Origin of the sequence: Ectobacillus antri (assembly GCF_003852715.1) — a bacterium.
GTDB lineage: Bacteria > Bacillota > Bacilli > Bacillales > Bacillaceae_G > Ectobacillus > Ectobacillus antri.
Map to the genome: position 1 here is coordinate 101,566 of NZ_RIAV01000007.1, position 13,815 is coordinate 115,380.

General features: G+C 39.6%; 13 protein-coding genes. 5 read left to right on the top strand and 8 right to left on the bottom strand.

Annotated features, from left to right (window positions below; genetic code table 11):
- Positions 1-12: 12 nt before the first annotated feature.
- Entirely contained in the window at positions 13-1,032 is a 1,020-nt protein-coding gene (locus tag EEJ45_RS09260; protein WP_124564525.1) for an LCP family protein, read from the top strand.
- 88 nt (positions 1,033-1,120) lie between these two features.
- Here the strand turns inward: EEJ45_RS09260 and EEJ45_RS09265 are convergent, their stop codons facing one another.
- Both EEJ45_RS09265 and EEJ45_RS09270 read right to left on the bottom strand, forming a co-directional pair.
- A complete protein-coding gene (locus EEJ45_RS09265; protein ID WP_245999864.1) occupies positions 1,121-2,197 on the bottom strand; it encodes a glycosyltransferase family 4 protein in 1,077 nt (358 codons plus the stop codon).
- A 66-nt stretch (positions 2,198-2,263) separates the two neighbouring features.
- Complete coding sequence (locus EEJ45_RS09270; protein WP_124564555.1) at positions 2,264-3,583, bottom strand: UDP-glucose dehydrogenase family protein; 1,320 nt, start codon at positions 3,581-3,583, stop codon at positions 2,264-2,266.
- A 295-nt stretch (positions 3,584-3,878) separates the two neighbouring features.
- On the opposite strand from EEJ45_RS09270, the gene EEJ45_RS09275 reads away from it, so the two are divergent.
- Positions 3,879-4,946, top strand: a complete 1,068-nt coding sequence (locus tag EEJ45_RS09275) for a glycosyltransferase family 4 protein (protein ID WP_124564526.1) — start codon at positions 3,879-3,881, stop codon at positions 4,944-4,946.
- Between the two features lie 367 nt (positions 4,947-5,313).
- Here EEJ45_RS09275 and EEJ45_RS18375 read toward each other — a convergent pair whose 3' ends face one another.
- The gene (locus tag EEJ45_RS18375; protein WP_164464235.1) at positions 5,314-5,466 is read right to left on the bottom strand and encodes a hypothetical protein; all 153 of its coding nucleotides are present in this window, start codon (positions 5,464-5,466) and stop codon (positions 5,314-5,316) included.
- A gap of 276 nt (positions 5,467-5,742) precedes the next feature.
- Between EEJ45_RS18375 and EEJ45_RS09280 the strand changes: the two genes are divergently transcribed.
- Both EEJ45_RS09280 and EEJ45_RS09285 read left to right on the top strand, forming a co-directional pair.
- Entirely contained in the window at positions 5,743-7,092 is a 1,350-nt protein-coding gene (locus tag EEJ45_RS09280) for a cytochrome ubiquinol oxidase subunit I (protein WP_124564527.1), read from the top strand.
- Positions 7,092-8,117 carry a cytochrome d ubiquinol oxidase subunit II gene (locus EEJ45_RS09285; protein ID WP_124564556.1) on the top strand — a complete coding sequence of 342 codons (1,026 nt, stop codon included), beginning with the start codon at positions 7,092-7,094 and terminating at the stop codon, positions 8,115-8,117. The genes EEJ45_RS09280 and EEJ45_RS09285 overlap by 1 nt, the downstream gene beginning before the upstream one ends.
- A 60-nt stretch (positions 8,118-8,177) precedes the next feature.
- Here EEJ45_RS09285 and EEJ45_RS09290 read toward each other — a convergent pair whose 3' ends face one another.
- The 4 genes from EEJ45_RS09290 to EEJ45_RS09305 form a co-directional block, all read right to left on the bottom strand.
- Positions 8,178-8,588 carry a hypothetical protein gene (locus EEJ45_RS09290; RefSeq protein ID WP_124564528.1) on the bottom strand — a complete coding sequence of 137 codons (411 nt, stop codon included), beginning with the start codon at positions 8,586-8,588 and terminating at the stop codon, positions 8,178-8,180.
- Between the two features lie 179 nt (positions 8,589-8,767).
- The gene (locus tag EEJ45_RS09295) at positions 8,768-9,301 is read right to left on the bottom strand and encodes an NAD(P)H-dependent oxidoreductase (protein WP_124564557.1); all 534 of its coding nucleotides are present in this window, start codon (positions 9,299-9,301) and stop codon (positions 8,768-8,770) included.
- 84 nt (positions 9,302-9,385) lie between these two features.
- Entirely contained in the window at positions 9,386-9,868 is a 483-nt protein-coding gene (locus tag EEJ45_RS09300) for a metal-binding protein (RefSeq protein WP_124564529.1), read from the bottom strand.
- Between the two features lie 65 nt (positions 9,869-9,933).
- Entirely contained in the window at positions 9,934-10,296 is a 363-nt protein-coding gene (locus EEJ45_RS09305) for a YkvA family protein (protein WP_124564530.1), read from the bottom strand.
- Positions 10,297-10,704: 408 nt separating this feature from the next.
- Between EEJ45_RS09305 and EEJ45_RS09310 the strand changes: the two genes are divergently transcribed.
- A complete protein-coding gene (locus EEJ45_RS09310) occupies positions 10,705-12,627 on the top strand; it encodes an LTA synthase family protein (RefSeq protein WP_124564531.1) in 1,923 nt (640 codons plus the stop codon).
- Positions 12,628-12,856: 229 nt separating this feature from the next.
- On the opposite strand, the gene EEJ45_RS09315 is transcribed toward EEJ45_RS09310, so the two are convergent.
- Positions 12,857-13,759 carry an aldo/keto reductase gene (locus EEJ45_RS09315; protein ID WP_124564532.1) on the bottom strand — a complete coding sequence of 301 codons (903 nt, stop codon included), beginning with the start codon at positions 13,757-13,759 and terminating at the stop codon, positions 12,857-12,859.
- Between the last annotated feature and the right edge of the window lie 56 nt (positions 13,760-13,815).

Here is a 13,815-nt window from a genome sequence, read left to right on the forward strand (position 1 = left end):
AGGAGCACACATATGAAAGACCGCTATCAATATTTAATGCAACAAAAGAAAAAGAAAAAACGAAGACGTATTACTTTGCTGCTGATTATTTTACTGCTGTTTGGGGGCGGCGGATACTATGTATATAGTTCCTTCTCTTCTTTGCTTGACATTTACAGCGGAACAAAGACAAAACAGTCCAAGTTGCGCGAAGAAGAGGTCGAGATTACCAAAAAACCGTTTACTGTGCTGCTTATGGGGGTAGAAGATTACTCTTCAGGCGGACATAACGGGCGCACAGATTCTTTGATTGTTGCAGCAGTGAATCCCAAAACACAACGTGTTACCATGATGAGTATCCCGCGCGACAGTTACGTCTCAATCCCAGGCCGAACGAAAAAAGATAAAATTAATGCAGCCTACGCATATGGAGGCGAACAACTCACGATTGACACAGTGGAGCAATTGCTACGCATACCGATTGATCATTATACGAAAATTGACTTTAACGGCTTTAAACAAATCGTTGATGCAGTCGGTGGTGTAACTGTGGATGTACCTTTTGACTTTGTAGAAGGGTCAGACTTGAATCCCCGTAAAGGCATTACATTTAAAAAAGGAAAGCAGCATTTAAATGGTGAAGAAGCACTTGCCTATGCGCGTATGCGTAAGCACGACCCGCGCGGTGATTTCGGGAGGGCAGATCGTCAACGTCAATTGCTTTCTGCTATTTTTGAGAAAGTGAGCTCTCCATCCTCTTTATTAAAAGTAAACGATTTAGCAAAGGCAGTTGGTAAAAATATCAAAACGGATATTCCGGTTTCAGACGGCTTAGCACTATACAGGAAGTTTTCTAAGTTTAATGCACAATCCATTGAAACCTTGAAGCTCGAAGGTGAAGATGCAACGATTAACAGCATTTATTACTATCAGTTAGATGAGGAAAGTGTAGATACGGTTCATGATACGTTTATGGATATATTAGAGCTTGTACCAAAAGAGGACTTAACAGAAGATACAACTGATAATACAAATGAAGAAAGCACGCAATAAAGGAACTTGCACTGCAAGTTCCTTTATTTTTGGCTATGTTAACATCTGATGTTACTCATTGACAACAAACTTTAACAGAGCCTATTTTTTAAGTTCTTTTATCTGGTAGTAACAGCCCTATTTTTCGTAATAATCTTAAAACTGGGTTTGTTTTTCTCCCGGTTAATCCAATAATTTCTGCAAATAATTCAATGAAAAACAACAAAATGAGAAATAGTACAATAGCTACTCGATAATTATAATATGGAAAAAACAAGGCAACCGTTCCGAATAAAATAGCGGCGCCGTATAAAATAAGCACCGTACGACGGTGGCTATATCCGATTCGCATTAAACAATGATGCAAATGGGATTTATCAGGCTTCATAATCCCTTTCTTATCCCCCACTCGTCTTACAACGGCAAAAAAAGTATCCGAAAGCGGGATAGCTAGCATAATTACTGGAATAAGCAAACTGGTAAGCGCTACACCTTTGAAAAATCCCAAAATGGACAGCAATGAGATTGTATATCCTAAAAACAAAGAACCAACATCACCCATAAAAATTTTTGCCGGATGAAAGTTATATACAAGAAAACCAACATTGCTGCCAATTAACAATACAATATAACCAACGAGCATGTATTGCTGCTGTGCAAAAGCAAACAACAGCATGATGGCGAGGGCGATGGTAGAAATCCCAACGGCTAAACCATCAAGTCCATCAATAAGGTTAATGGAATTCGTCACAATAATAATCCAAACAAATGTAATGACATAACGCATCACATCAAAATTAACTTCACCGTAAAACGGAAGCATAAATTTGCTAATCGTAACTCCGTAGGCTATGGGAATAATTGCGGCAACGATTTGTCCCGCCAGTTTATACAGCGGCGGCAACGTATAAATGTCATCAATAATCCCTACTAAAATAATAACAGCTGACCCGATTGCAACACCTTTAAAATTCGGAAAAGAGACCGGAAACATAATTAAACCGAGAATTACACCGCATACAATAGCAATTCCTCCTGTGCGGGGAATTGCTGTTGTATGCACCTTCCGCTCATTTGGACGGTCCACTAAGCCAGCTTTATGAGAAGCGCGAATCAAAAGCGGTGTTGCGATGATAACTGTTAAAAAGCTGACTAAAAAAGCCGCAACATAAATACGTATATCCATAAGAGCACCTGCCTTTAGAAAATGCATCATTTTAGTTTCTGTTAACAGCAGGTATTTATGCATACATTATTGAGTTGTCAATGTCTCATTTCCAATCGCTTTACGACCAATCGAGTAATATTCTACGCCTGCCTCAAGCGCTTCCTGTAAAGAATAGACATTACGTCCATCAAAGATACGCGGCGTTTTCATTAACTCGACATAGCGCTTAAGAGGAATATGTATGATTTCTTTCCATTCTGTCACAAGAAACGCCGCATCGGCATCTTGCAGTGCTTCTTCTGCTGCACTTGTATACAATAAATCGGGCAATACACGCTTCATATTACCCATTGCTTGCGGGTCGTATGCTCGTACAATAGCTCCTGCTGCTAGCAGTCGCTTAGCGATGACTATAGACGGTGCTTCCCGTATATCATCTGTATTTGGCTTAAAAGAAAGACCTAAAAGCGCAACCTTTTTTCCGGTCAGCATCATCACATTTTCTGCCATCTCCACCAATACTTCCTGTTGCTGGTTGTTAACCTCAATTACAGCCTTTAACAGCCGGAAGTCATGCTTTACATCACCCGCTATTTGCACAAGCGCATTTGTGTCTTTTGGAAAACAAGAACCGCCGTAACCGACGCCCGCTTTTAAGAATTGGGAACCAATTCGCATATCCATTCCCATACCACGTGCAACAGCTTCCACATCAGCACCTGTTTTTTGACAGATGTTTGCTATCTCATTAATAAAGCTAATCTTCGTTGCTAAAAATGCATTGGAGGCATATTTAATCATTTCTGAGCTGCGTACATCTGTAAAAAACATCGGAATTTCAAGCGGTTCATACAACTCCTGCAACCATAACCTTGCTTTCTCATTCTCCGTTCCAATTACGATGCGATCTCCATGGAAAAAGTCATGTATACCAGATCCTTCTCTTAGAAACTCCGGATTAGAAGCAAACTCAACCTCTATCCCCGTTGGCAACCGCTTCGCCATACGCGCGCGCAGCCGTTCATTCGTTCCAACTGGCACCGTACTCTTGGTAACAATAAGGGCTGATTCCGTTAGATGCGCTGCAATTGTATCACATGCGCTCTCAATGTAAGATAAATTTGCGGTGCCGTCCGGGTGCTGCGGCGTTCCTACAGCCAAAAAAATCAGATTTGCATATTGATACGCATACGAAGGATCACTTGTAAATTGTAGTGTCCCTCGTTCCAAACACTCTATCATTAACTCCTGTAAACCAGGCTCATAAATCGGAATTTGTCCTTGTCGCAAAGCCGTAATTTTCTTGTGGTCGATATCCATACAAATGACATTGTGTCCCATTTTTGCCAAACCAACACCTGTCACCAAACCAACGTATCCTGTTCCAACAACTGTAACGTGCATCACCACACCTCTTTCCAAATCATACTATCTCCCCTTTTATTATATATAAACAGTCTTACGATATTTTTTAAGAATATGTAAAAGCAAGGCTTGTATATCCATACTTTTGCCTTCTAAAAAACACCATAAAAAGACAGATTGTAACATTTTTCATGTTATAGTAATCAATTTTACATGAAAAAAAGATTGAATTCTCTTTTGTTTATGATACGATAGCTAATGAATGAAAAATACAGCATAAAGCCTGCACATAGTTTGATTGAATAAAAACTATACTTAAGGGTGGGGAGTATTAGTGAACTTACAGCTTATTTACGCGTTTATCGCGTCTTTTATCACAGTGCTGCTCGTTACCCCTTTCGTAATCAAGCTCGCATTTAAAATTGGTGCCGTAGACAAGCCGAACGCCCGAAAGGTACATCAAAAAATCACGCCGCGTATTGGTGGCCTTGCCATCTTTATTGGTGTAGTTGTTGGTTATTTTGTTAGCGGATTATACAACGAGCGAATGACAACGATTGTGGTAGGAGCGATTGTTATTGTAATAATCGGTGTTTTAGACGACATGTATGAGCTATCTGCAAAATGGAAATTTCTTGGTCAAGTATTTGTAGCCCTTTTAATTGTACGAAGCGGCTTAATGATTGATTATGTAAATATTCCTTTTACAAATGACTCGTATGAACTTGGTTTATTTGCATATCCTTTAACAATATTTTGGATTGTAGGTATTACAAATGCCATTAACTTGATTGATGGCTTAGATGGTTTATCGGCAGGCGTTTCTTCTATTGCTTTAACAACACTTGCTGTTATGGCCTTTTTAGGAAATACACCTCTTATACTAACGATTGCTGTTATTGTAATCGCAAGTACAATTGCTTTCCTATTCTATAACTTTAACCCAGCAAAAATCTTCATGGGTGATACAGGGGCGTTGTTCCTTGGTTATTGTATCTCCATTTTATCTTTGCTTGGCTTGTATAAGAGTGTTACCTTGTTTAGTTTAATTGTTCCTATCATTATTCTTGGTGTACCTATTTTTGATACAAGTTTTGCGATTATACGCAGGTTAGTAAACAAGCAACCCATTTCGGCACCTGATAAATCACATTTACACCATCGCTTACTTGCAATGGGCTTTTCTCACCGAAAAACGGTTTTGCTAATTTATATGTTTGGCATTTTCTTCAGCGTTAGTGCCATTGTATTTTCCAGACTGTTATTATGGCAGTCTATGCTAATCTTACTTGTACTTCTTCTAGTCGGTGAAATTATCGCCGAGGTAATTGGACTTGTTCATGAAAAATATAAGCCAATTATTTCTGTGTACCGAAAAGTAAAAGCACGTCTCGAAAACTAATAAAAAGCGCCGCTCTGGCGCTTTTTTCTTTTGTGTAGCCCGCTTATCACTTCACAAATCTCTCTAAACTTAATTAAGTTTATACCACTCGTAGCTACGCTTTATAAAGACAGCTCTGTACTTGGCGGCGTGTGACAAATCGCTTTCTTCTTTGGGTCAACAACCCACCACTTAACGACCTTGCGGTCTGTTTGAAGTGGGGGTATCCTTGCCGATTTTAGATGAACGTCTATAGCCCAAGTGTTCTCTTTACCGCTCTAGTTACACTTGGTGTGTACTGTTTGGCAATAATGGTTGCAGTATGATGACTGCGCGCTTAACAGAAGGTAACGATTGGTTGAAGCAAAAAGCATAACTTATGTAAATGCTATTTTTTCTCTACAGGTTGTGGCACCGGCTCATACAGTTCTTGGACTAAGCGGTCATATTCTCTCCTTGTAATTTCCTTGTTGTACAGCTTTAATAACAAATCTTTATGCGCTTTTGAGAACGCCATTTTACTAATAATCTCTGGATACATCAAAAAGCCTCCTTACTGAACACAAACTTATGTTCGATTTATTATAGAGCATACTTTTCGATAAATCAATTCTCTTACTTTCATTTTTCTCATGCATTAAGAAAAATGTCATATCTTTGTCACAAATGGTTTTAATTTTTAGAATTTTCAATTTTAAAAATATACTTTGATATTATCACAATTACATTCTGCAAAACATATAAAAATATAAATATTTTTGAATAATTTCCCTTTACATGTAAGAAAATACTGGTAAAAACGAAGGAGAACGTACATATGGATACAGTTACTTTATCGCGTGCCTTTTTCGGCACATCTCTTGCGTTCCATATCATTTTTGCCACACTCGGCATTGGACTGTCTCTTATGATTCTGTTATTTGAGATTTTGTATCAATGGAAGAAAGACTCAGATTATGCAGTAATGGCAAAACGCTGGACAAAGGCTTTCGCGATTTTATTGGGCGTGGCCATTCCTACTGGGACAATTGTCGGGGTTCAGATTGCTTTACTTTGGCCAGGCTTCGCTAAAATTGTAGGACAAGTTATTGCTGTGCCTTTCCAAATTGAAATTTTTGCATTCTTCTTAGAAGCATTGTTTATGTCCATTTACGTGTATGCGGCCGACAAACTTTCTTCCTCTCTACGCTTACTTTCCCTATTTTTTGTTATGATTGGCGCTACTGCATCTGGTATTTTAATTACATCTGCCAATACATGGATGAATACACCAGCCGGTTTTTCTATGCGTCCAGATGGTACAGTATATGATGTAAATCCATGGGAAGCATTCTTTAACCCGAGTTTCTATACAGGTGCTTCACATGTTGTGATTACTGCTTATGCAGCAGGCGCAGGCATTGTGGCAGCTGTGGCAGGCTACAAGCTTCTCAAACGCAATCAAAGTGCACGTGAGATTGCCTATCATAAAAAAGGATTGCTACTAAGTTTAATTATGACCTTTGCAATGGGCATCATGATGTGGGTGACAGGTCATTCATCGGCTATTAATTTGCACGAGCATTCCCCTGAAAAACTCGCAGCTGCAGAAGGTCTATTTGAAACACAATCCCATGCGCCGCTTGCTATTGGTGGCTTTGTAGATCCTGTTACACAAGAAGTGAAGTACGGCATTGAAATTCCATGGGCACTTAGTATTTTAACAGGCTTAAGTCCGGATACTGTTGTAAAAGGCTTAAATGAATTCCCGCCAGAAACATGGCCCCCGTTCTACACACATGTTTTTTTTAATCTCATGGTAGGTGCCGCGGGGTGGACAACAATGATTTCTGGGCTCGCGCTTGCCTATTGGTATTTTATCCACCATAAGCGAGGCGGGAAACTGCCGAAATGGTTGCTCTGGAGCATTGCTTCTATTGGCCCAGTGTCCATGCTTGGGATTGAGTTTGGTTGGATTTTCAGTTGCAGCGGTCGTCAACCATGGACGATTTACGGTTTTCAGCGTACAACAGAGGCGGCCACACGTGCGGATTTCATTGCTCCAATGTATATGTTGTTCATCGTGTTGTATGTATTTCTCTCTGTGTTGACCGTTATCGTACTACGTACATTTTTTAGACGACATCCGTTGCTTCCTGAGCTTGAAGGGAATGGGGGCAAAGTGTGATGAATGAACAAAGCATTGCCATTTTAATTTTATGGGCTGTGATTTTTGCCTACAGTATTCTCGGCTCCATCGATTTTGGAGCTGGCTTTTGGGCGATGGTGTACGCCAATCATAAATCACTAGCCAGTAAAATTGCCAACCGTTATTTATCACCAACATGGGAATTAACCAATACAGTTCTTGTATTTGTGGTTGTTGCATTTATTGGCTTCTTTCCAAAGGCAGCTTACACATTAGCTACAATCATGTTTGCGCCGGTTACACTGATACTTGTTTTAATTGCTATTCGCAGTACATTTATGGTATTTGCTTATTCATTGCCTCGTTACGAAAAAATGCTGCGCATTATCTCAGGTATTACCGGCCTGTTGATTCCAGCCCTGCTCATTACTGTTTTACCAGTTACAGAAGGCGGCTACGTTGATTTCTCTGGCGATACGGAGTCTCTTTTATATGGCAAACTGTTCAGCAGCCCTGCCGTTTATTTTTACATGCTGTTTGGTTTAACATCAGAGCTCTTTCTGTCTGCATTGTTTCTAGCAGATTTCTCACGTGAACAAGGTTCAGAAGAAACCTACCAAGTGTACCGCCGCAGTGCTATTTTTCTCGGTCCTGCCACACTTGTAACAGCGATTATCGCATTGGTGGCTACTGATGTAGATGCTAGTTGGTTTTTAGATAACTTAATGAAGCAAATTCCGTTTTTTGCGATATCTCTTATCTTCTTTGTGGTCGGTTATACGTCACTCTGGTGGACGAACCGTGCCCACAATTCGCTCGGTTGGCCGCGTATCGCCGTACTAGCTGTTATCGCACAATACGCCTTTGCCAGTTACGGCTACGGTGCCTCCCATCTACCGTACCTTGTCTATCCTGACGTAACGGTTGATACGAGCTTTACTACGAAGGAAACATTTTATACGTTACTTGTCCTATACGCAATTGGTATTGCTATCCTCCTTCCAGGGTTCATTTTCTTCTGGAACTTGTTCTTAAAAGATCGCACCTTTATTAAAGGCAAATAAGCCGGGCAGCGCCTGGCTTATTATTTATTACATTTTTTCAAAAATTAAAATCGTTCCCCTTCACTTTGCCTCTTTTTGTAAATTAATTCCTTCTACTACTTTTTCTAATTTATTAAACAGCGGCGGCTTTGCTTGTGCGGCAGACGTAAAGTAAATGAACAACATATTATCTTTCACTATATAAACAGGAATGAGATAATCCCACTTTGGATTTGGTTTCTCAGCATCAAGCTTTGCTTGATTTGCCTTTTCCGGACTATCAAATATGTACATAACCAAGTGATCATTGTTCACTTTATAATGACGATGTGGCGCTGGAAAGACAATCGGCGGTTCTTCCTTTGTTAAAATTAAACGATAGCCAGCATCAATCCAACCTTCCTCTGCTTGTTTAAACAATTGAGATTTTTCATCTGTCGGTGCACATCCGAACAAAAGCAGTAGCATTAAGCAAGATACAACATATTTCATATAATCACTCCTTCTTCTCTATTATAAGCTTGTTTTATATCTTAAGCACCTAGTTAAGCTTCTTATACAAAAAAGCCTCGGCGATATGCCGAGACTCTTATGAAAGTGGATGGCCACCGTTACTTTTGATAGTGCTGCCTCCAATCATAACAATACGTTCATTCATTACATAGCTCGCCCTATCTTCTTGGACCAAAATCTTTTGCAATATGTTCCACATAACGAGCTGCATGCTCATTAACTTGTTGTTCTGTTAATTGGTTGACACCATGAATGATGAAAGCCGGTAAATATCTAGCACCAATGAGGTTACTTGTTGCTTGAAATGGCTTTAGTAATTCACTCATGGCGTACTGATTATAACCCCCTGCTTGATACGCAGCCTCCGGACCGCCAGTTGTGATAGCTAGCATAAGCTCTTTACCATGTAGCTTCGTGCCGCCAGGACCGTATGCCCATCCAAATGCTAAGACATGATCCTGCCATTTCTTCAATAAAGATGGTGAGCTGTACCAATAAAATGGAAACTGCAGTACAATACGATCATGTGTCAACAGCAGTTCTTGCTCACGAGCTATATCAATATTTTCATCTGGATATGTTTCATATAAGTCATGAATGGTTACATCCGTTTTGGTTAATTCATCACGTAAACGTTTATTAAAACGAGAATTTTTCATGTTAGGATGCGCCACAATAACAAGTGTTTTCATCATATTTATAAACTCCCTTTTGTTTGTTTGTACATACAAATAATAATGTAAAAAAAGTGTGCCGTCAACTACTACATTCACACTTTATTTTCTTCTTTTTTTCCATAATCTTTTTCGTTTTGTGTTCATAATATCTACCATAATATGTAGTGTACTTGCCGTTACAATACCGAAAAAGATTATAACTAGCTCTGATTTGTACCGCATTAGTATCTCTTTTACATTCACATCGTATACATATGTGTCCAGTACATGGACAATTGGTATGCTAACGCAAACAAAGTACAACACGCGCAGTACATCTCCGATAATAGGCATATGCGTAAGCGGCGATCGGTGGGGCATAATAACCTGGTAAGGATACCAAAGTACACGCAGTGGTCCCCATGCACGATACGGTGTACTACGCGTATCTAAATCAGGGCTTAGGAAGTAGGTACCAGCAATAAAACCGCCGCAAAACCAAAGTAAAAAGCCCCAGCTTGTAAAACCGTACGAAATCAGCAAAAAAAGCAAAAACGGCAATGCAAATAAATTTAAACTTGTATGTGTTTTTCCCGATGGCATAAGTTTCTCCTCATTATATTTACTATTTCAGTATACCAACAGGAACAAACGTTCTCAACCTTTTTCTATTCTAGCTTAGAATCAATAGCACCTGTATCCAACTCACCCTCAAACCATTCCGCAAGTTTTTCCTTTGCTTGCCCTTTTATGTCATCATCAATATACATGGCCGCCTGTACGAGTGCAGCACCTAATGCGCCCAGATCATCTGTATAGCCGAGACCTGCTAAGATATCGGGAACCGCATCAATTGGTGCAATAAAGTAGGCTAAGGCACCAATAATTGCTATCTTCGTTTTCTTTGGCACTTCTGGCTTTTTTAGTACATAAAACAATAGAAGCGCAGCATATATGACCAAATATCCTGCCTTTTTTGCTACCTGCTTTGTTTTTTGCCAAAAGGCATCCGGCGAAAATTTTGTTTCCATCCTAATCCCTCCTAATGACTTTCTTTCATTATATAGGAAATCTTCCGTTCGTCCCAATATCTGCGCATACAAATTCTATTTTCAGCTCGTAATGTCACATCTGGCTTATATACTTTCACAGGGATTTGTCCTGTTTGCTAGAGCTGCAGCATATATTGAACCATCAGCATGGCAAGGACAGGTTATAGTTTACTGTTGACGGAAAATAAAACAGATGTTAAAGTGTTTTGTGCGGTTCAACGAACGTCTGAATAATATGTTACAAAGTACCATATTCCTAAAAAAGTAAATTTATTGTATAATGTTATTTTAGTTATAAAGGAAACTTGCAGCATTGCATAGATATACTATGTTGGTTTGCCAGGCTCCTTTTTTTCTATGGAGCTGATATAGAAAGGGTGAGAATGGATGAAGGAATCATTAAAAGCAGAATTTAAGAGCATGCGATTCACAGTGCTAACAGCGCTTCTTGTATGGTTGAAAACATATATTGTCACTCGCATGAGCTTTGATTTGAAACTCGAATCATTTATGCAGGAGTTTATTTTGTTTATTAGCCCATTGGCGGCTTCCCTATTAGTGGTAGGACTTTCACTGTTGGTGAACGGTGCGAAGCGAAACTACATTGCGATTTCCCTTAACTTTTTATTAACATTTATATTGATGGGAAACGTGGCATTTTACGGCTTCTTTAACGACTTCGTTACACTGCCAGTATTAACGCAAACTTCTAACTTCGGTAGCTTGGGTTCTAGTGCAAAGGAGCTATTAAGCTTTAAAGTGTTAGTGATGTTTGCAGATATTCTTGTATTGCTTTGGGTTGCGATGAAGCGCAAAAATTTTGCCCAAACGCACCGAATTGCTCGCCCTATGAAGATGGTATACTTTTTAACGGGTGTAGCAGTATTCTTTGTTAACCTTGGTCTTGCGGAAGCAGAGCGCCCTGAACTATTAACACGTTCTTTTGACCGTGTAATGCTTGTTAAAAACCTTGGTTTATATGCACATCAAGTATATGATATCGGTCTACAAGCAAAATCTAGTTCCCAAAAAGCGCTAGCTGACGGCAGCAAACTACAAGAAACTGAGAACTATGTAAAAGCAAACGAAGTAAAACCAAATCCTGAAATGTTTGGTATTGCTAAAGGTAAGAACGTAATTGTAGTATCTCTTGAATCCACACAGTCATTCTTGATTAATGCAACAGTAAACGGACAAGAAGTTACACCATTTATGAACCAACTCATAAAAGAAAGCTATTACTTTGATAATTTTTATCATCAAACAGGGCAAGGAAAAACATCCGATGCTGAGTTTATGATTGATAACTCCTTGTACCCACTAGACCGCGGTGCAGTATACTTTACACATGCAAATAACGAGTATGTTGGCACGCCGGAAATTTTGCGTCAACAAGGATATTACTCTGCGGTATTCCATGCAAACAACGCAACATTCTGGAACCGTAACATGATGTATCCAGCCCTTGGTTATGATCGTTACTTCAATGAGCTTGATTACAAAATTGATGATACGAACAAATTGAGCTGGGGTTTAAAAGATAAAGAATTCTTTGATCAATCTGTAGATATGTTAAAAACATTGAAGCAACCGTTTTATACACGCTTCATCACATTAACAAACCACTATCCATTCTTGTATGATGACAGCACAAAGTTGATTGAACCGTATAACTCTGGAAATGGTACAGTGGACCGTTACTTTGTGACAGTACGTTACATGGACGAAGCTTTGAAGCACTTTGTAGAACGTCTAAAGGCAGAAGGTATCTACGATAACTCCGTAATTGTCTTCTACGGTGACCATTACGGTATTTCTGAGAATCACAATCGTGCAATGGCACAATATTTAGGAAAAGATGAAATTACACCGTACGACCATATGAACCTACAACGTACACCATTGTTTATTCATGTACCAGGTCAAACAAAAGGTGAAGTAATCTCAACACCAGCCGGTCAAGTTGACATTAAACCAACCATCTTGAACTTGCTTGGTATCGAGAATAACAACGATATTAAATTCGGTCATGACCTATTCTCAAAAGACCGCAACCCATTCGTTGTTATGCGTGATGGTAGCTTCGTAACAGATAAGTACACATACCACGATAACAAATTCTATGACCGTATAACAGGTCAAGAAGTAACCTTACCTGAAGAAGAAGCAAAGGCTCTTACAGACCGCGCTAAAAATGAACTGCAAATGTCTGACAAAATCATCGAAGGCGACCTACTCCGCTTCTTTGAAGGAAACAAAATTAAAACAGGTACTGTAAAAACAATTATTAAAGAGAATAACAAAGAATAAAAAAAACCTGCACAATGTGCAGGTTTTTTTATCCAGAAAACTAACCTCTCACTAAGTCGAGCGACGCATCGGTATCACCTTACTTCTCATCCATAACTTTCATACATTAGAACACGTCACTCCCTACGACCGCTCTCTGTCCAGTCCAAACCGCTACTTTACAAAGCACGAGCAACTCTCCCCTATAAAAAGAAAAAGGTTTTCGGTTTTCGGTTTTCGGTTTTATCTTCTACGGTACCTCATGCCCCATAGACGCCGTATAAATCTCAAACCACTGATGCGTTGTCATAGACAGCTTCGTCGCATTCATTGCAGATTGAATACGCTCTAGCTTGCCAGAACCAACAATCGGCATAATACGCGCCGGATGCTGCAGTAACCATGCATACAACACTTCATCTAATGATGTGGCACCGATTTCACCACCAATTTTCTCAAGAACACCACGAACACGCACAGCACGCTCAGACGAATCACGGAAAATACTGCCGCCAGCAAGCGGTGACCAAGCCATTGGCGCAATGCGTGTTTCTTGACATTTATCTAATGTACCATTTCCGAAATGTTCAAGCTGCAGGGCCGAAATTTCAATTTGATTAGTAACAAGCGGTTCATCTACATGAGCGCTCAGCATATCAAATTGAGATGGTAAGAAGTTGGATACACCAAATTGTAATACCTTTCCTTCTTGACGCAATTGACGGAATGCTTCTGCAACTTCAGCAGGGTTCATGAACGGATCCGGACGATGGATCAGCAAAACATCAATATACTCAGTTTGTAGATTACGCAGTGATTGTTCTACACTTCTGATAATATGTTCTTTGCTTGTGTCATAATATTTTACTGTGCGTTCTGGATATTTATCTGACAGTAGCTTAATACCGCACTTTGTTACGATTTGCATGTTTTCACGAAGCGATGGCTTTTGGCGCAAAGCTTGACCAAATAGCGCTTCACATGTGTAATCCCCATAAATGTCGGCATGATCAAACGTTGTAATACCAAGCTCCATGCATTGTTCAATTAATTGCACAACCTCAGCGTCTGTCATGTTCCACTCTGCTAAGCGCCACAAGCCATGCACGATACGAGAAAATTTTACATTCTCAGCAAGCTGTATTTGTTCCATATGTAACCCTCTCTTTCTGAAATTCTTTTTCATAGTAACATAAACTGTGTTTTTTC